Origin of the sequence: Ottowia sp. VDI28 (assembly GCF_049532675.1) — a bacterium.
Classification (GTDB): Bacteria; Pseudomonadota; Gammaproteobacteria; order Burkholderiales; family Burkholderiaceae_C; genus Ottowia.
The window spans coordinates 2,893,872-2,913,048 of record NZ_CP149820.1 but is presented as its reverse complement, the minus strand read 5'-3'; the positions used below and the strand labels follow the sequence as shown (position 1 = coordinate 2,913,048).

Here is a 19,177-nt window from a genome sequence, read left to right as displayed (position 1 = left end):
CAAGGCGCCTTCAGTGCATCCCCCCGTAGTTTTCTTCCCGGATCACACGCGGAGTGACTTCGCGCGGCTCGATGCTGACAGGCTCATACACCACACGCTGTCGTTCAGCGTCATAGCGCATTTCGACATGACCCGAAAGCGGAAAATCCTTGCGGAAGGGATGACCAATGAAACCGTAGTCGGTCAGGATGCGGCGCAGATCAGCGTGACCTTCGAACATGATGCCGTATAGGTCGAACGCCTCGCGCTCAAACCAGTTCGCCGAATTCCATAGATCGTTGACCGAAGCCACCACCGGAAACTCGTCGTCCATGCAGAACACGCGCACACGCACGCGCTGGTTCAGGCTGACGGAAAGCAGATGAGACACCGCGGCGTACCGAGGACCTTCCCAACGGCCATCGCCGTAGGCGGAGTAATCAAGGCCGCACAGATCAAGGAGCTGCTCGAAGCGGCACGCCTCGTGGTCGCGCAGCGCCTTCATGGCAGCCAGATAATGATCCGGATGGACGGTGACCGTGACCTCATCCAGGGCAATGCTGACGTGCTGAGCCAGCTCGCCGAGAGCGGCCACGATGTTCTCTTTCAGCGCCTCGGGTGAGATCGCATATTCAGTTGCGGAATTAGCCATGCGTATACCCGCGTTAAACCCGTGCAATGGTATTGGTGCGGCGCACCTTCTGCTGCAGCTGAATGATGCCGTACAGAAGCGCTTCCGCAGTAGGCGGGCAGCCAGGCACGTAGACATCCACCGGCACGATGCGGTCACAGCCGCGCACCACTGAATAACTGTAGTGGTAGTAGCCGCCGCCATTGGCGCACGAGCCCATGGAAATCACCCAACGGGGCTCTGCCATCTGGTCATAGACCTTGCGCAGCGCGGGCGCCATCTTGTTGCACAGCGTACCGGCCACGATCATCAGATCGGATTGACGGGGACTGGCACGAAACACTTCAGCTCCGAAACGGCCGATATCGTAGCGCGCGGCAGCCGCGTGCATCATCTCGACCGCACAGCATGCCAAACCGAACGTCACCGGCCACAGCGAGCCGGTCTTGGCCCAATTCATCACCGAGTCGAAACCGGTGGTGAAGTAGCCCTTTTCCATCATTCCTTCGATCATGGGCGTGGTCCTGGATGTGATCTTGCAAGTTGTAGGGTTGCGTTCATCGCCTGCGCCATCATTCCCAATCCAGCGCGCCCTTCTTCCACTCGTAGACGAAGCCGACCACGAGAATCGCCAGGAAAATCACCACGGCCACAAAGCCGGTAAGCCCCACGTCCTTGAGAGCGACAGCCCAAGGGAAGAGAAAGGCGATTTCGAGATCGAACAGGATGAAGAGAATGGCGACGAGGTAGTAGCGCACATCGAATTTCATGCGCGCATCCTCGAATGCCTCAAAGCCGCACTCGTAAGGAGAGTTTTTGGCTGCATCGGGCCGGTTAGGCCCAAGAAAAGAACCCAGACCAAGACACATGGCACCTACAGCCAGACCGACCAAGATAAACAATAGGACGGGCAGGTATTGGGCCAGGTTCATGGGGTTTACTCTCTCGTGACCGAAGGCGCATGCCTTTCGGCATGCCCTTTGGCTTTGTATGGTGCCGTCGGCGAGACTCGAACTCGCACAGCTTTCGCCACTACCCCCTCAAGATAGCGTGTCTACCAATTTCACCACGACGGCTGATTTCGGTTTCAGTGAACTCCTCTCTAGGGATTTGTTGCTCACCGAATTAATCTAGGAGTTTACCCTGAAAAACCACTGCTTACAGGAGAGGAGCAATGTTTTTTCGGTAAATCATCAAAAACTCATTTGGCGGGGATGGCACCCACGCCGGAAGCAGCCGTTGCAGGTGCTGCGGCACTCCCTGCGGGAGCAGACGAAGAAGAGCCAGGGATGCTCTCCACGCCGGATGAAGGGACTGCAGCCGAGGCTGCTCCGGAAGCGGCAGGTGCCGCAATGGACGCACGCTCCAACACGCTGCCACCAGACGGCGCCGAAGCGGGCGCAACGCCAAAATACGCCAGCGCTAACGTGCATGCAAAGAACACGGTGGCCAATACCGCCGTGGCGCGCGACAGGAAGTTGGCGCTACCGCTAGCCCCAAACAAGCTGCCGGAACTGCCGCTGCCAAAGGCCGCGCCCATGTCGGCACCTTTTCCGTGCTGCACGAGAATCAGGCCGATCATCGCCAGGGCCGAAAGAATCTGCGCCGCAAGCAACAGGTTCAAGATGATGTTCATTCTTCAATTACTCCAAAATTCTTAATGCATCGGCATCAGCAGACGCCTGGGCTAGGCCTTGGCCGCGCCCACAATCTTCAGGAAATCCGCCGCCTTGAGGGACGCACCGCCGATCAGCCCGCCATCGATGTCGGGCTGCGCCAGCAATTCAGCCGCGTTGGCAGCATTCATGCTTCCGCCATAGAGAATGCGTACACGGTCGGCATGCTCGGTGGCCGCCTTGATCTGCGCGCGCAGGACGGCGTGGACACTTTGCGCCTGCTCAGGCGTGGCCGTCTGGCCCGTGCCGATGGCCCATACAGGCTCGTAGGCCACCACAATCTCGCTGATGCAGTGCCCATTCAGGTGAATCACCGCGGACAACTGGCGCTTTACGATGAATTCGGTCATGCCCGCTTCGCGTTCGCGCAGCGTTTCTCCCACGCAGACGATCGGCGTGATGCCCGCAGCCAGCGCACGCTTGGCCTTGATGGCCACATGCACATCGGTTTCCGCCTGATACTGCCGCCGCTCACTATGGCCGACGATGGCATAGCGAACGCCGAAATCCTTCAGCATCTCGGCCGCCACGTCCCCCGTGAAGGCTCCACTTTCGTGCATCGACACATTCTGCGCACCCAGGCCGACCGGCGAACCAGCCAGCAAGCCCTGCAGCTGCGCCAGATAGATGCTGGGCGGGCAAACCGCCACGTCACAGGCAGGCTCGCCGACGCCGGCGAGCAATTCGCGCACCAGCGCCTCATTGGCAGCCAAGCTGCCGTTCATTTTCCAGTTGCCGGCGATCAGTTTTCTACTCATGCCACCTTTTCCTTGTCACGCTGTCCTGTCATGCTTGCCAGGAGAGGACGATCTTTCCAATATGCTGGTTGCTCTGCATCAGCGCATGCGCGCGTGCTGCGCCGCTGGGCATGCCCTCCTCCGCCTGGAGAGCAGGAAACACGCTGTGGATCACAGGCTTGATGCTTCCGTTTTCCAGCCAGGGCCAGACGTTTTCCTTGAGAGCCCGCGCGATGGCGCCCTTGAAGGCGACCGGGCGGGGGCGCAGCGTGGAGCCCGTGATGAGCAGACGCTTGCGCAGGACAAGGCCGGCATTGAAGTCGGCCTTGACACCCCCTTGCACGGCGATGATGACCAAGCGGCCGTCTTCGGCCATGCATTCGACCTCGCGGCGGACGTATTCGCCAGCCACCATATCGAGGATGACGTCAACACCCTTGCCGCCCGTGAGCTTCTTGGCTTCTTCCGCGAAATCAGCTGTCTTGTAATTGATGGCGTGGTCCGCACCCAGCTTGAGCATGGCGGCGCACTTGTCGTCGGAGCCAGCCGTCGCAATGACGGTGGCACCCGCGGCCTTGCCCATCTGGATGGCCGTGACCCCAATGCCGCTGGTGCCGCCCTGGATCAACAGAGTTTCACCCGCCTGCAGGCGGCCGCGATCGAAGACATTGCTCCAGACGGTAAAGAAGGTCTCGGGCAACGAAGCTGCCTCGATATCCGTCAAGCCGCGGGGAACCGGCAGGCATTGAGCCACAGGCGCCACACACTGCTCGGCATATCCGCCGCCGGCCACCAGGGCGCATACGCGATCGCCCACAGCAAGCCCAGCCACCCGCATGGCCTCGGCGTCGCCGGATTCAATGACGCCAGCCACCTCGAGTCCCGGCAGATCCGATGCCCCAGGGGGAACCGGGTAGTTGCCGGTACGCTGCAGCACATCCGGGCGGTTGACGCCGGACGCCGTGACGCGGATCAGCACCTCACCCTGCCCTGCAGCGGGAGCCGGACGCTCTGCGGGCACCAGCACCTCTGGAGCGCCGTACTCACGGATTTCAATGCACTTCATGGCCCATTCGCCCTTCAATCAACTGAAACTGAATGCGAGCACCGGACGGCGAGGGCCGTCCGGCACGGCGATTACTGCTGCTGTTGCTGCTGTTGCTCAACGGCGGCGCGATCGTCGGAACGCTCACCGCCACGGTCATTGCCGCGCTCACCACCATGGTGACCGCGGTTTTCACGCTCGGCACGCGGAGGACGGTCAGAGCGCTCTTCGCGTGCAGGACGATCAAGCAAGGCTTTCATCGACAGCTTGATGCGGCCTTTTTCATCGGTCTCGAGCACTTTCACGCGCACGACCTGACCCTCTTGCAGGTAATCGGTGACCTTTTCCACGCGCTCGTTGGCGATCTGGCTGATGTGCAGCAGGCCATCCTTGCCGGGCAGGATGTTGATCAGGGCGCCGAAATCGAGCAGCTTGACCACCGGGCCTTCATAGACCTTACCCACTTCGGCTTCGGCCGTGATTTCCTCGATGCGGCGCTTGGCTTCGTCAGCCTTGGCGGAATCGCTGCTGGCGATGGTGATGGTGCCGTCTTCCTCGATGTTGATCTGGCAGCCGGTTTCATCGGTCAGGGCACGGATGGTGGCGCCGCCCTTGCCGATCACGTCGCGGATCTTCTCGGGGTTGATCTTCATGGTGAAGAGCTTGGGCGCGAAGGTGGAGACTTCCGTCTTGGCTTCGCCCATGGCTTCCTGCATCTTGCCCAGGATGTGCATGCGCGCTTCCTTGGCCTGAGCCAGCGCGACCTGCATGATTTCCTTGGTGATACCCTGGATCTTGATGTCCATCTGCAGGGCAGTGATGCCATTCGTGGTTCCGGCCACCTTGAAGTCCATGTCACCCAGGTGATCTTCATCACCCAGGATGTCGGTCAGCACGGCAAACTTGTTGTCTTCCTTGATGAGGCCCATGGCGATACCGGCCACATGCGCCTTCATCGGCACGCCGGCATCCATCATGGAGAGGCAGCCGCCACAGACGGAAGCCATCGAGGAAGAGCCGTTCGATTCGGTGATCTCGCTCACCACACGCACGGTGTAGGGGAACTCTTCCTTGCTGGGCAGGCAGGCCACCAGGGCGCGCTTGGCCAGGCGGCCGTGGCCGACTTCGCGGCGCTTGGTGGAGCCCATGCGGCCGACTTCGCCCGTGGCGAAGGGAGGCATGTTGTAGTGGAACAGGAAGCGGTCTTCGAACTCGCCGGCGAGCGCATCGATGCGCTGCGCGTCACGCTCGGTGCCGAGAGTGGTCACCACCAGTGCCTGTGTCTCACCGCGGGTGAAGAGCGCCGAGCCGTGGGTACGCGGCAGCACGCTGTTGCGAATTTCGATGGGGCGCACGGTACGCGTGTCGCGGCCGTCGATACGAGGCTCGCCAGCCAGGATCTGGCCGCGGACGATTTTGGCTTCCTGCTCGAACAGCAGGTTGTCGAGCTTGACTTCGTCGAACTCGGCGCCCTCGCCTTTCAGCGCCGCCTTGACAGAAGCGTAGGCCTCGCGCACAGCTTGCGTACGAGCTTGCTTGCTGCGGATTTGATAGGCCTCGCGCAGCTTGCCTTCGGCCAGCGCGCCCACTTTTTCGATGAAGGGTTCGTCCTTGGCTTCAGGAGCCCAGGCGCCGGTTTCTGTCCACAGGGGTTTGCCGGCTTCGCGCACCAGCTCATGGATGGCATTGATGGCCACCCGGCCCTGCTCATGGCCGAACACCACGGCGCCGAGCATGATGTCTTCGGACAGTTGCTGTGCTTCGGATTCGACCATCAGCACAGCGCTCTCGGTACCGGCGACCACGAGATCCATCTGGCTGTCGGCACGGGCGGTCTTGCCGGGGTTGAGCGCGTATTGGCCGTTGATATAGCCTACGCGGGCAGCACCGATAGGGCCGTTGAAAGGGATGCCGCTGATTGACAGGGCAGCGCTGACCGCAATCATGGCAGCGATGTCGGCATCCACCTCGGGGTTCAGCGAAACGGTGTGGATGACCACATGCACTTCGTTGAAGAAACCTTCAGGGAAAAGCGGACGGATGGGGCGGTCGATCAGGCGGCTGGTGAGTGTTTCCAGCTCACTGGGCTTGGCTTCGCGCTTGAAGAAGCTGCCGGGGATCTTGCCGGCGGCGTAGGTTTTCTCGATGTAATCGACCGTGAGGGGAAAAATCCTGGCCCGGCTTGGCGGTCTTGCTGGCCACCACGGTCGCCAGCACCACCGTACCGTCGATGTTCACCAGCACGGCGCCGGTGGACTGGCGGGCAATTTCGCCGGTTTCCATGACGACCGTCTTGTCGCCCCACTGGAAAGTCTTGGTGACTTTGTTGAACATGCTCATATTTGCTCCTTGATGAACGGCGGCTTTTACAGGAACCGCCTTGGCTGGAGCCCGATTCAGAACACGATGCCATTCCAGCAGGCGCCTCGGGATTCAAGGCGTTTGATGGAATGACACAGCTTCGCTCTAAAGCCGAACTCCGGAAAAAAAGCAAAAAACGCCTGAGCCAAGCATAGGCTTCAGGCGTTTTTCATAGGGTAACGCTTACTTGCGCAGGCCGAGCTTGGCGATCAGTGCCAGGTAACGGTCTGCATCCTTGGACTTCAGGTAGTCCAGCAGCTTGCGGCGGCGGCTCACCATGCGTAGCAGACCGCGGCGACCGTGGTGGTCTTTGGCGTGCTGCTTGAAATGGGGCGTCAGTTCGTTGATGCGGGCGGTCAGCAGGGCCACTTGCACTTCGGGGCTGCCAGTGTCATTGGCAGCGCGTGCATTGTCCTTGACCACAACGGCCTTGTTCTCTTTGGAGATCATTTCTCTTGCCTTCGTTCCAAATGGTTTGACTTGCGTGGTGCGCCGGAACTGCGCGCCACGTGCGCTTTGCGGGATGCAAAACCGGAGAATTATAGCGCGTACCGGATTGGGCGCCTCTTTCTACGCGCACAAGAACGGATCCTTGGTGCGAAATCACCGGGGAAACAACCGGGTCCGGGCAGCGTCGCAAGACTAGGCCACATCTTTCAATCAGCGCCCGGCCAGCCATTTCGCGAGCCGCTGGGTGCCCTCTTGCAGCCGCCCTTGATCGCGGCTAGCGAAGCACCAGCGCAGCCAGCCTTCGGATTCGGGTGCGAAAGCTACGCCCGGCGCCAGCCCCAAGCCCGCTTCGGCGACCAGGCGTTTGGCGAGATTCAGCGAATCTTCATGGCCTGCTAGGCGCAGAAAAGCGTACATGCCGCCCGGCGCATGGCTGGTTTGCACGCCAGGCACCGCTTGCAAAAGAGGCACCAGCGTGTCGCGGCATGCCTTCAGATGGGCCACGATGCGAGGCGTAACCGCTTCTTGCTGCTCGATGGCGGCCAACGCGGCGCGCTGGACGAACACCGGAGCGCAAGAGGTGTTGAATTCGAGCAGTTTGCTCACGTGCGGCGTCATGGCAGGAGGCATGACCAGCCAGCCCAGGCGCCAGCCAGTCATCAAAAAGCTCTTGGAGAAGCTTTGCACGATCACCAGCCGGTCGTCAGGCGTGGCGGCGTCGAGAAAGCTGGGGGCCGCACTATTGGGGGTATCTGCCAGATAGTAGAGGCGCTCATAGACCTCGTCCGCCAGGACCCAGGTACCAGTGCGGCGGCAATGGTCGAGAATCTGCTGCTGCTCGGTGCGGGAAAGCGTCCAGCCCGTAGGATTGTTGGGAGAGTTGACAACCAGCAGGCGCGTTTGAGGGGTCACGGCGGCCAGCAATTCAGCCATATCGAGCCGCCATGCGCCGTCAGCGCCAGGCTTGAGCGCCACGCAGCGGAGCTGCGCGCCCAGAATGACGGGCTGCGCAGTCAGGTTGGGCCAGACCGGTGTAACGGCAACCACCTCGTCTCCAGCATCGATCAAGGCCTGCATAGCCACGATCAGTGCATTCACGCCGCCGGAAGTGATGGCGATCCGATCCGGGCTGACCGAGCCATGGAGGCCGCTCACGTAACCTGCCACGGCTTCACGAAGCGCCGGCAAACCCAGGTTGTGCGAATAGAAGGTTTCACCGGCCTGCAGCGATGCGATGCCCGCCTGCCGGATCGCCTCGGGCGTGACTTCGTCGCTTTCACCGAACCAGAACGGCAGTACATCGCTTCGCCCCATGCCGGCATTGGCCACTTCGCGAATCTTCGATTCCTCAAGGTTCAGGACGGCTTGGCGCATGGCGGGGTGTTGGATTCTTCAGGTTTTCGGGCGTGCCTTATCGTAGCCCAATGCTGTAGCCCAAAGCCGTAGCGCTACGCGCTTTGAGAAGGCATCATTGCACGTCAAACGCGCTGGCATGGAGCGAGGCACCGAGTTGGAGAATTCGCTTCGCATATTCCTGCAGCAGGGCAGACTCCTCGATGCCCAGCGTGATGCGCACAGTTTCGCCGCACTCACCGAAATTGGTCAGGTTGAATCCAAAGCTGGAGCGGTCTACTGCCGCCAGATCATCGAATGCAAGACGGAATCCGCTGTTGTATAGCCACCTGTTCTCCGCGGCCCGCTCCTCCGGGAGGATCTCGGCCTCGGAGTCCCTCCTCAGCCTTCTGGCCAGGTAGGCATCTGTCAGCCTCAAGGCGATGTAGACGGTCTGTTCATCGGTATTGATGCACACCTCATAGGCACTTGCGCGCTGGTGGCCCCACGGAATTTCGGCGTTCAGCAAAGTACGCATCGCGGCGGTGTTGTCGCGAACCTTGCTCAGATACGCCATGGACAAGGCCTCGTTTTCCCTGGAAAGCAGACGGGTGATGTAGCCTTCGTCGTCTCTCGGAATATGCATGCGACTGCGCGCCATGCAGGCACGAAAATTACCCCAATGCGCCTGATTGTTGAATATCGCTGCTATGCCGATATTGACGAGATCCATGCCGTTCTGGATGAACTTGGTGCCACTTTGCAGCAACACGAGATTCAGTTTGCCGGATTCGATGTACGGCCTGGCGACCTGCAAGACTTGCGTTATCTGATCTTCCGCCAGATGGTTCAGCGTGACATCCATCACCAGCGTGCGGGGGTGATCCGGCCGGTGTGAGAACAAATGGTCAATCAAGGCTACAGGGTCGTACGCCTGAATGCGGAGTTCGGCCGCGTTGTTCGGATGCGGCTCCATGATGATCAGATCCTGCTCTGGCAAAGCCTGATGCGTGACTGCATCGCACCGCAACGGTTCATCGAAAAGCCCTGGAGTCTCGTAATAGCCGCCAGCCAGATAGGCCACCGAGGTTTGAGCCGGCAGCGACGCACGAATCTGCTCCAGCATTGCCAATGCGTGGGGCGCACGCTCAACGGATGCATGGCGGCCCAACTCATCCGCGTTTTGGGGAGACAGACTCTCACGGCCCTGCCTTGGCGGGCCCAGCAACAAAGAGGTGACTGCTTCACTGAGACTGAATGGCCGATCCACCCAGTCCCATTGAAAGCGGATGACTCGGTGAATTTCCTGCATGGCCTGGTAGAAGCGCTCCATATGCAAGGACCACGCCTGAGGGTCGGCATATGGATCGCGCATGAAGGACGCCTGCGACCACAGTTGGGCCACGGTTTCCAATGCGTCCGTCAGATCGCCGCAGACCGGCTCGGGCATTCCTGGCTTTACAAATTCAGTGATATCGCCGATCAGGTAACGCATCAATTGGATGTTCTGGCTCAGATAGAACGGCGGGTTTTCCAGTCCGGCGCCAGCGCAGGTTTCATAAGCTTGCTTGAGCCGCAGCAATTGCTCCGATGTGCTCGTGGTCAACGGATCTGCGCCGGGCAGAACGACAAGGGTATTGGGCATCAGCTCAGTCTTGGCGAGCCCCTGCCTGACAGCTTCGGCGGCCTCACCTTGAAAAGCCATGTCCAGCAATCTGAGCGCGCCGGAAACATCGCCCTGCCCCAACTTCCGGAGCATGCTTTCTGCACAGATATCCGCACACTCACTAGGCGAGGCGCGCAAGCCATGGCGGCCGAAATGCCCATCGATTTCGGCTGCGCCCACTTTCGACTTGAGAACCAGTTGTACACGCAAAGACGGGATGTAGACGCTCTCGAGGCTGGTCAGATCGAACAGGCCCTCATCCTGAGCTGCGACTAGAGCCATGCCCTCACCCGTTCCACCTCCAGATAGCCCCGTGAGCTCCGTGAGCTCCGTGAGTGTGAGCCCCTTGTATTCGAAGGCCCGGCTGACCGGATAGACCGCGAAATCTTCCATCTGGCTGATGGTGGCCTTGAGCATATTCCGGACCTGTTCGGTGCGGATGGCCGCGGCGGCCGTCCACAAGCCTGTTCGCACGGCGCGGCCATAACCTTCGCGAACGAGCGGTGAGCGAGAACGCTGCAAACGATCGGCATCGTCCCGCGCATATGTGGCCTGCAATTGGCCACGCATCAATTCCGCCTTGAGCAGCTTTTGATATCTTCTGGCCGACACCGCAAAATCGGCTTGGCTGGCAGCCCTGCTGGCCAGAAGGCTCAAGGTGCTCGCGAAACCATGGAACCAGTCCTTGAATGCACGGGCCTCTTTCGTGGTAGCAGCCACTGCATTGAATGATTCGCGGATATTCGGACGGTTTTTCAGGGGCGTGGTAGCAGCCGCGGGTAGCTGCATCGGCGTATGCCGGGCGGAGGCCAATGCTTGATCCACCTCGCGCCGCCATTCCTCGGCTGACGGCCTGTCCTGCAAAGGGGACGCCTCCGTGTGCGAGCCGCCTGAAGATGAGACTGCCCGCGGCAACGAGCGGGCAGTGGAGTTGGTAGGAATAGCTGTGATGCGCATGTCTTTCCTGAGCTTGGTAACCGCATCAGGAAATGGGTTCCACCGGCAGTAAATGCCGGATAAAACCCCGCGTTAACCGATGCGCACGGGCACGAAGATCCGCTCGCCGTCGCGCTGGATCAGAAGCGCCACCGATTTGTCCGACTTGGCGATCACACTGCTTGCCTGCTCGGCGCTGTTCACCGGCTGGCCGTTGATCGACATCAGTACGTCGCCCGGTTGCACACCTGCCATGGCGGCGGGGCCAGCGGTCTGCTCGATGAGCAGGCCGCCTTCGACATGGGCCTGCTGCTTTTCCTGCGGGCTCAAGGGCCGGAGAGACAGGCCAAGCTTACCTTTCTGAACGTTGGCGGCATCGGCCAGGCGCTCGGTCTTGCCTTTGTCGCCGCTCAGCTTGGCGGTCAGTTGCTCGGCATGTCCACCGCGCCAGACATCGAGTGCCACGGTATCGCCCGGTTTGACCATGCCGATCTGCGCGGGCAGATCACCGGAAGACACGATCGGCTGGCCATTGGCGCGCAGAATGACGTCACCCGTCTTCAAGCCGGCCTTTTCGGCGGCACTGCCTTTTTCCACATTGGCGACCAGGGCGCCTTCGGGCTTGGGCAGCTTGAACGAATCAGCGAAGGCCTGGTTGATTTCCTGCACTGTCACGCCAAGGCGCGCATGCTCCACCTTGCCGGTCGCGACGATCTGGTCTTTCACCCGCACCGCCAGCTCGATCGGAATGGAGAACGACAACCCCTGATATCCCCCCGAGCGGCTGTAGATCTGGGAGTTGATGCCCACCACCTCGCCAGCCGAGTTGAACAGCGGGCCTCCGGAGTTGCCGGGGTTCACGGCCACATCGGTCTGGATGAAGGGCACGGCGCTGTCGTCCGGCAACGAACGGCCTTTGGCGCTCACCACGCCAGCCGTGACGCTATTTTCGAAACCGAACGGCGAGCCAATGGCCAGAACCCATTCACCGGGTTGCAGGTTCTTGCTGCTGCCCAGCGGCACAGTAGGCAGGCCACGCGCATCGATTTTCAAAACCGCAATATCGGTCTTGGGATCAGCCCCCAGCACCTTGGCCTTGAATTCGCGCCGATCCGTGAGCTTGACGGTGACATCCTTGGCCCCGCGCACCACGTGGGCGTTGGTCATGATCAGACCGTCGGGGCTGATGATGAAGCCGGACCCCTGTCCGCGCACAGGCACTTGCTGGGAACCTTGTTGCCCCGGCATCTGCCCGAACGCGCCGGGCGGAAAGCCGAACTGGCGCAGCCACTCATCCATGGGGTTCTGCTGGCCGCGCCCCGGGCGGGCCTGCGGCGCAGCGGCGCCATCGTCATCGTCGTCCGACACGCTTTGCATGCCGCTGGTGCTGATGTTGACCACGGCAGGGCCGTTCCGAGACGTGATGGCCGTGAAACTGGGCAAGGTTTGGGTGGCCGGCGCCACTGCGGCAGCCACCGGCACCGGCTGCGCAAACGCGTTGGTGTTCATATGATCCACCGCCGTTGCGCCCATTCCCCCCAGAACGCCTGCGGCCAGAAGCGCCGCGACGAGTTTCTTCGATTTCAATTCGATCGTGTTCATTTCAGTGTCCTTTCCGTTCGTCAAAACGCGCCGCCTGAGAACCAGCTCAAAGGGCGGACGTGTCGAATATGGAGGGGGACACTTAGATGAAGCTTAAGAAGGTGTTTGCGCCCCAAGAACGTGTTCACGATCCAGAAGCGCAAGCGGAATTTTAATATGCCACCATACGGTATGATCTGGCATGAGCGTGAACAATGACCTACAGCGGCCGGATAGTCAGCAAGCCGCCCAGCCCATCGATATCCAGCAACTGCTCACCCTGGCGTCGAATGGCGGCGCAGACAACTGCCGGACCAGTTCTCCCAGCGACATCAACTCCAACGGCCGCGTGTTTGGCGGCCAATTGCTTGGCCAGGCGGTATCCGCGGCCATGCGCAGTGTGGAACCCAACCGGCGGGTGGCCACACTGCAATTGCTGTTTCTGCGTGGCGCGCACGTCGACCAACCGATCGAATTCGATGTTCAGCGCTTGCAGGATGGCCGCCGGTATGCCAACCGCCACGTCATGGGACGCCAGGGCACGGATTTCGTGTTCAGTGCGCAGGTGACCGCCGTAGCGGCCTCTGCCGCCGAAGCCCGCCCGCCCCATCGCGCGCTCGATATTCCTGCCCCTGAAGAGCTGTGCGACCACCATCAGTTGCCACAACCGCTGCTGGACCGGCTGGCGGTGACCAATTTCCGGCTCGGAGGCCGGCGGAGCATCGACTTCCGGCTCATCGATCCTGAACGTGAGTTGTTGCCGGCGCAGGGCGGATCGTCTCGCTTGCGGTATTGGATCCGGGCGAGCCAGCAGCTTTCTGGCGATCCGGCCCTGCATGCAGCGGCATTGGCCTATCTTTCCGACTACTGGTTGACGTATCCCGCGCTGGCGCACCGGCTGACGGCACTGCCGCAGCGCCGCGCCTACGTGGCCAGCGTCAACCACACCATGTGGTTTCTGGCCCCATGCCGGGCCGATGAATGGCTGTATGTCGATGCCCGCGGGATGGATCTGGGTGACGGGCGGGCAATCTCCGAGGCGCGCGTCCGCACTCGCGATGGACACGAAGTGGTGGTCATGACGCAAGAATGCGCGGTATCAGACCGCGTCTGAGCACACGTTTACGAAAGGGTTCCCGCAGGAAACTCCACCATCACCCGCAGCCCCCCCAGGCCTGGTGACTCATCCAGCTGAACTCGGGCCCCGTGCCGGTCGGCCACGGCCTTGACGATGGCCAGCCCCAGGCCGCTGCCGTGGCCCGCCGCCCCGGCTACACGGTAAAAGCGGTCAAGCACGCGCTGACGCTCTTCAGGCGGGATACCGGGGCCGGAGTCCTCGACGATGAGTTGCACCTGCCGCTCACTGGGGTCAGAGATCGTAGGCTCTCTCACCACGCGCACCTGCACACGCCCTCCTTCGGGTGTGTAGCGAAGGGCATTTTCGAGTAGGTTGCGCAGCAGCACGGCCAGGGCAGCCGGGTGCCCTGTGATGATGGCGTCGTCGCCAGGCGGCTCGGCCAATCCCATGGGTGGCGCAACCAGTGTCACACCGCGGGCCTCGGCCTCTCGGGAGAATTCCTGGGCAGCGCTCAGCACCAGCCGCCCGAGGCTCACGGCAACCGGTGGGGTGGCGTCGCCATTGCTGCCTTCCTGCCGGGCCAGGGCAAGTAATTGCTCCACCAGCCGCGTACTCCGGTCAATGCCGCCCAGCAGCCGCTCGGAAGCAATGCGGCGCGCCTCAGGCTCTTCCGCGCGCTGCAGGCTCTGGAGCTGCAAGCGCAGCGCGGCCAACGGCGAACGCAGCTCGTGCGCAGCATCCGCCGTGAAATTCTGCAACGCATTCCATGCAGCGGCCAGGCGCGCCAGCAGGCCGTTCATTTCCGTCACCAGGGGCAGCACCTCGGCCGGCAGCCCCTCGGTGGACAAGGGCGCCAAATCGTGGGCGCGGCGCGCTGCCACCTGGCGGCGCACACGCTCAACCGGAGCCAATGCGCGGCCCACCACCCACCACACGATCAGCATCAGCAGTGGTGCCAGCGCAACCACCGGCAGAACCGCACGCAGAGCAAGCCGGCCGGCGGCCTGGCGGCGCGACCCCAGATCCTGGGCAATCTGGATCACCTGCAAGGGAGTTTGCAATGCATAGACCCGATAGGCCGCTCCACCCACGCGCACGCTGGTGAAACCCAGTACAGCCTGCTGTGGCAAGAGGCGCGCCGAACGCGAGCGATACAGCATGGCACCGTCCGCACGCCAGATTTGGATGATGAGATCGTCAGCCCCCGTACCGGGGGCCAGTGCATCGTCTGCCAATACGGCCGACGCAAGGCCGCCCGTCAGGGAAAGGGCAATGCGCTCCATCTGGCTGTCAAACACGGCCTCTGTCTCCGCGCTGGCCGTGCGCCAGGTCACCACAGCCTGGATGCAAGCGATGAGCAAGACAGCCAGCAGCAGCAGGCTGGTCAGGCGCGCGCGAAGAGAATTAGCCGGAAGAAGTGCTTCAGGATTCATCAAGAATTGGCCGAGCGCGAAGGCTGCCTGCGCCCCCGACTCGCCCCTGTCAGCGCGGGAGGGAGAACCCAGCAGTTGTCGGAGATCTCAGGCTTCTACGTCGTCAAGGCTGAAAAACTCGGTCTGGTCGTTGTAGGAAAAGATTTCAGCATAACGCCCCCAGGCGATGACTGCATCCAGCGTGGTTTCCGCGGCGCCATCGCTGAGGAAATCCTCCAGTTCCTGCTCAAAACGGACACGCGGCGCTCGATGGCCGGCGCGTTCATCCAGCACCTGGCGGATGCGCGCGGCCAGCGGCACCTGCTGCAGCAGCAGTTCCGCGAAAAGCTGCTTGCGCTCCTGCGTGCCCTCTTCAGCGAACCGGTGTCCCGCGGCGGAGAGGAAAATATCGCCCTCCCGCATCTCTGCCAGCCCCAGATGCTGCAGCATCTCGGCCACCGGGAACAGGTCGTCCACTTCCAGTTGCAGGGTGCGCGCGATCTCGGGCAGATCGGCCCGGCCATGGTAGGGCTCCGCCGCCAGGGTTTCGATGAGGCCCGCGATGAGGTTGGTGGACACAGGCGGCAGCCAGGCGCCCAGCTCCAGTCCCTTGCGTACGACCCCCTCCCCGGCGCGCGCCGTCATCTTGGCGTAGATGTCGTCCACCAGGGCGCGAAACGCAGGATCAAGGCGATTGCGCGGATGGGCGAACGGCACCTTGATCTCGGCCGCCACACGCCCCGGGTTGGACGAGAGCACCAGGATGCGATCGCACATGAACACGGCTTCCTCGATGTTGTGGGTCACGATGAGGATCGAGCGGATCGGCATGCGCGCCTGCGTCCAGAGATCGAGCAGATCGGTGCGCAGGGTTTCGGCTGTCAGCACGTCAAGGGCGGAAAAGGGCTCGTCCATCAGCAGCAGCGTGGGATCGACCACCAGCGCACGCGCGAAGCCGACGCGCTGGCGCATACCCCCTGAAAGCTCGCGCGGATAGGCATTTTCGAAACCATCCAGACCGATCAGGTCAATGGCAGCCAACGCCCGTCGGCGGCGCTCTGCCGCGGGCACGCCTTGCGCCTCCAGCCCGGCCTCCACGTTCTGTAGCACCGTGAGCCAGGGGAACAAGGCAAAGGTCTGGAACACCATGGCCACCCCTTCGGCGGCGCCGCGCAAAGCCTTGCCGCGGTAGGTGACGCCACCCGAACTCGGCTCGATCAAGCCGCAGATGATGCGGAGCAGCGTGGATTTGCCCGAGCCCGAGCGCCCCAGCAAACCGACGATTTCGCCTTCGCGCAGCGAGAGATTGACGCCGTCAAGTACCAGCACGTCACCCTGTGACTTCTTGAAGCCGCGGCATACGTCCTGCACGCGCAGGATCTCGGCACCGAGCGCGCGCGGGGCTGGCGAAGGCGTGACTGTGACTTGAGTGGACATATGTGTGCTTCCAATCTAGGGTTCAGTCGAGCCGCAGCCGTGATTCTGCGTAGGCATACAACGGGCGCCACACCAGGCGGTTGAACAGTGTGACAAACAAGGCCATCACCGCGATGCCTAGAATGATCTTGGGAAAATCGCCGTTTGCCGTGGTTTGAGCGATGTAGGCGCCCAACCCGTGCGCGGCGATCCTGGTTTCGCCCCACTGCACGTATTCGGCCACGATGCTGGCGTTCCAGGCACCGCCGGAAGCTGTGATGGCCCCTGTGACGTAATACGGGAAAATACCCGGCAGCATCAGCTTGCGCCACCATTGCCAGCCCCGGATGCGGAAGTTAGCCGCCACCTCCCGGTAATCATTAGGATAGGCGCTGGCACCGGCAATCACATTGAACAGGATGTACCACTGCGTGCCCAGCACGATCAGCGGCGAAAGCCATATATCGGGGTTGAGCCCGAAGTGCACGATCACGATCACGAACACCGGGAACAGCAGGTTGGCCGGGAACGCCGCCAGAAACTGCACCAGCGGCTGGATGCGTTCGGCCAGCGCGGGGCGCAGTCCGATCAGCACGCCGAGTGGCACCCAGATAACCGATGCAATCAGGATCAGTGCGGCCACCCGTACCAGGGTGATCAAACCCAGCACCAGTACCTTGCCGACCTCCGCCCAACCCACACCGGTGGCCACGTAGGCCGTCACGCGCCAGGCCACGTAGCCCAGCGCCAGCAGCAACACGGCGCTCCATATCCAATCTGCCGCACGTGATGCAGCAGCTCCTTCCACCGCACGTGCGGAGGCAGACGATGACCGCAGGCGCAGTGGCAGGCGGGCCACATAGCCCAGCAGCGCCCCTGCCGGGGCCAGCAAGCGGTGCACGACACGTGTACGGCGCACAAGGCCGAGCAGCCATGATTGCGGCGCGTTGCCCGAGGCCGTGTTCTCCATGCGGAATTTGTCGGCCCAGGCCACGAGGGGACGGAACAGAAGCTGGTCATAGGCCACGATCACCAGCACCATGGTCAGGATCACCCAGCCAATGGCTTGGAGATCACGCTCCGCGATGGCCAGTGCCAGATAGGAGCCGATGCCAGGCAAGGTCAGCGTAGTCCGCCCCACCGTGATGGCTTCCGAAGCCACCACGAAGAACCATGCGCCGGACATCGACATCATCATGTTCCAGATGAGCCCGGGCATGGCAAAGGGCACTTCCAGTTTCCAGAACTTCTGCCAACCCGTGAGGTGAAATCCGCGCGAGACCTCCAGCAGATCGCGCGGCACGGTACGCAGCGACTGATAGAAGCTGAAAGTCATGTTCCAGGCCTGGCTGGTGAAGATCGCGAAAATGGCCGCGAACTCGGCCCCCATTACCCGCCCCGGGAGCAAGGCCAGGAAGAAGGTCACGGTGAATGAGATATAGCCCAACACCGGAACGGACTGCAGGATGTCAAGCATGGGAATCAGCAGCTTCTCGGCACGCCGGTTCTTTGCTGCCAGAGTGCCATACAGCAGCGTGAACACCAGCGACACCACCATAGCCGCCAGCATGCGCAGCGTGGTGCGCAACGCATATTCGGGCAAAGCGGCCGGATCGAGCGACACCGGATGCGCCTGCAGCGTGGCCATGGGCGCCATGGTTTCCTCGAACCCGATGGCCATCATTGCCAACAAGCCGACCACAAGCGCAAAAGCCACCAAATCCCAGCGATTGGGCAGCAACCGGGCCACCGACACAATGGCCGTGCGCTTGAGGTCGAAACTGAAGTTCATCGCTTGGGGGGCGGCAACTCGCGCCGCGCGGCAGATTAGACGACAAATAAACGCCGATTTGTGTCTGACCTGTGAATTTTTTGAAAATTAGAGGAAGCCGCCTAGTGCCTGGTCGCAGCGCCCTGCTCCTTTCCCGCCAACGGGGGAAAGGAGAGCCTTAACTGCAGCAAAAGCCCATTCAGATCAAACGCCGTGAAAGCCCCCATCCCAACCTTCCCCTACGCCGGGCGCCCCCAAAGGGGGAAGGAGTCAAATCAGAAGGCCGCGGAGCAGGCCAAACCAGGGCAGCCGCGGAGCTGGCTCCGCCAGGCCGCTGGCTGCGTCCCCTGGGGGAAGGCGCGCCAGCGCCTCAGGGGGGTCACATCTTGGGGGGACCCTGTACCCAAGTCCCCGCTGATTCTCGATCAAACCCGCTCCCAGCTTCTTGCGCACCCCGTGGATATAGACCTCCACCGCGTTGCTGCTGATATCGTCCCGCCAGGAATAAAGTTTTTCTTCCAACTGCGCGCGCGAAAGCACCCGGCCTGGCCGGGCCAGCAACGGCTCCAGCACAGCCCATTCGCGTGCGGACAGGCTGACGGGCTGACCGGCCAGCGTGACCTCCCGGGTGGCAGGATTGATAGCCACATCTCCCCATTCGTAGACCGGTTCGGCGCGGCCGTCGGCGCGGCGCAGAAGCGCCCGGATGCGGGCGAGCAGTTCGTCGAGGTCGTAGGGCTTGACGATGTAGTCGTCCGCCCCCGCATCCAGCCCCTCCACACGCTGGGCCACGGCATCCCGCGCGGTAGCTATGAGAACCGGCAGGCGCTGCTTGCGCGCACGCAAGGCGCGCAGTACCTCCAGGCCGTCCTTGCGGGGCAAACCCAGATCCAGCAGCAGCAGATCGTAGTGGGCCGTGGCCAGCGCCGTCTCGGCCATGCCGCCATCCTTGACCCAATCAACAGCCCAGCCTTCGGCACGCAGTGCATCAAGCACCACTTCGCCGATCATCGTGTCGTCTTCAGCCAGCAAAATGCGCATGGGTGAGATTTTGGCGCGAATTTTCAGAGGTGCCTAAACCGGAAAAAACGCTGGAGGCCGTTAGA

Annotated in this window: 14 protein-coding genes, 1 tRNA gene and 2 pseudogenes; 1 reads left to right on the top strand and 16 read right to left on the bottom strand. The window is 62.0% G+C overall.

Going from position 1 to position 19,177, the window contains the following annotated elements; translation table 11 throughout:
- Window positions 1-10 precede the first annotated feature (10 nt).
- From WJU18_RS13920 to WJU18_RS13865, 12 genes and pseudogenes are all read right to left on the bottom strand, one after another.
- Entirely contained in the window at window positions 11-631 is a 621-nt protein-coding gene (locus WJU18_RS13920; protein WP_423460625.1) for an NADH-quinone oxidoreductase subunit C, read from the bottom strand.
- Between the two features lie 13 nt (window positions 632-644).
- The gene (locus WJU18_RS13915) at window positions 645-1,124 is read right to left on the bottom strand and encodes a NuoB/complex I 20 kDa subunit family protein (RefSeq protein WP_423460624.1); all 480 of its coding nucleotides are present in this window, start codon (window positions 1,122-1,124) and stop codon (window positions 645-647) included.
- Between the two features lie 58 nt (window positions 1,125-1,182).
- Window positions 1,183-1,542, bottom strand: coding sequence for an NADH-quinone oxidoreductase subunit A (locus WJU18_RS13910; protein ID WP_423460623.1), 360 nt, complete (start codon window positions 1,540-1,542; stop codon window positions 1,183-1,185).
- A 59-nt stretch (window positions 1,543-1,601) separates the two neighbouring features.
- Window positions 1,602-1,686 (bottom strand) — tRNA-Leu (locus tag WJU18_RS13905).
- A gap of 125 nt (window positions 1,687-1,811) precedes the next feature.
- Complete coding sequence (gene secG, locus WJU18_RS13900) at window positions 1,812-2,246, bottom strand: preprotein translocase subunit SecG (RefSeq protein WP_423460622.1); 435 nt, start codon at window positions 2,244-2,246, stop codon at window positions 1,812-1,814.
- 51 nt (window positions 2,247-2,297) lie between these two features.
- Window positions 2,298-3,044 carry a triose-phosphate isomerase gene (gene tpiA / locus WJU18_RS13895; protein ID WP_423460621.1) on the bottom strand — a complete coding sequence of 249 codons (747 nt, stop codon included), beginning with the start codon at window positions 3,042-3,044 and terminating at the stop codon, window positions 2,298-2,300.
- 28 nt (window positions 3,045-3,072) lie between these two features.
- A complete protein-coding gene (locus WJU18_RS13890) occupies window positions 3,073-4,089 on the bottom strand; it encodes an NAD(P)H-quinone oxidoreductase (protein ID WP_423460620.1) in 1,017 nt (338 codons plus the stop codon).
- A gap of 71 nt (window positions 4,090-4,160) precedes the next feature.
- A pseudogene (gene pnp, locus WJU18_RS13885) lies at window positions 4,161-6,408 on the bottom strand (polyribonucleotide nucleotidyltransferase).
- A 204-nt stretch (window positions 6,409-6,612) separates the two neighbouring features.
- Complete coding sequence (rpsO, locus tag WJU18_RS13880; protein ID WP_423460619.1) at window positions 6,613-6,879, bottom strand: 30S ribosomal protein S15; 267 nt, start codon at window positions 6,877-6,879, stop codon at window positions 6,613-6,615.
- Between the two features lie 210 nt (window positions 6,880-7,089).
- Complete coding sequence (locus WJU18_RS13875) at window positions 7,090-8,253, bottom strand: pyridoxal phosphate-dependent aminotransferase (protein WP_423460618.1); 1,164 nt, start codon at window positions 8,251-8,253, stop codon at window positions 7,090-7,092.
- Between the two features lie 94 nt (window positions 8,254-8,347).
- Window positions 8,348-10,834, bottom strand: a complete 2,487-nt coding sequence (locus WJU18_RS13870; protein ID WP_423460617.1) for a hypothetical protein — start codon at window positions 10,832-10,834, stop codon at window positions 8,348-8,350.
- Between the two features lie 72 nt (window positions 10,835-10,906).
- On the bottom strand, window positions 10,907-12,415 hold the full coding sequence (locus WJU18_RS13865; protein ID WP_423460616.1) for a DegQ family serine endoprotease: 1,509 nt from the start codon (window positions 12,413-12,415) through the stop codon (window positions 10,907-10,909).
- A gap of 181 nt (window positions 12,416-12,596) precedes the next feature.
- On the opposite strand from WJU18_RS13865, the gene WJU18_RS13860 reads away from it, so the two are divergent.
- Window positions 12,597-13,508, top strand: a complete 912-nt coding sequence (locus WJU18_RS13860) for an acyl-CoA thioesterase (RefSeq protein ID WP_423460615.1) — start codon at window positions 12,597-12,599, stop codon at window positions 13,506-13,508.
- Between the two features lie 8 nt (window positions 13,509-13,516).
- Here the strand turns inward: WJU18_RS13860 and WJU18_RS13855 are convergent, their stop codons facing one another.
- The 4 genes and pseudogenes from WJU18_RS13855 to WJU18_RS13840 all read right to left on the bottom strand — a co-directional run.
- Window positions 13,517-14,905 (bottom strand): ATP-binding protein, encoded by a 1,389-nt coding sequence (locus WJU18_RS13855; RefSeq protein ID WP_423460614.1) that lies wholly within the window; start codon window positions 14,903-14,905, stop codon window positions 13,517-13,519.
- A gap of 87 nt (window positions 14,906-14,992) precedes the next feature.
- Complete coding sequence (locus WJU18_RS13850; RefSeq protein WP_423460613.1) at window positions 14,993-16,321, bottom strand: AAA-associated domain-containing protein; 1,329 nt, start codon at window positions 16,319-16,321, stop codon at window positions 14,993-14,995.
- Between the two features lie 22 nt (window positions 16,322-16,343).
- On the bottom strand, window positions 16,344-18,092 hold the full coding sequence (locus tag WJU18_RS13845; RefSeq protein WP_423460612.1) for an ABC transporter permease: 1,749 nt from the start codon (window positions 18,090-18,092) through the stop codon (window positions 16,344-16,346).
- 369 nt (window positions 18,093-18,461) lie between these two features.
- Window positions 18,462-19,112, bottom strand: a pseudogene (locus tag WJU18_RS13840) (response regulator); the annotation flags it as partial.
- Window positions 19,113-19,177 lie beyond the last annotated feature (65 nt).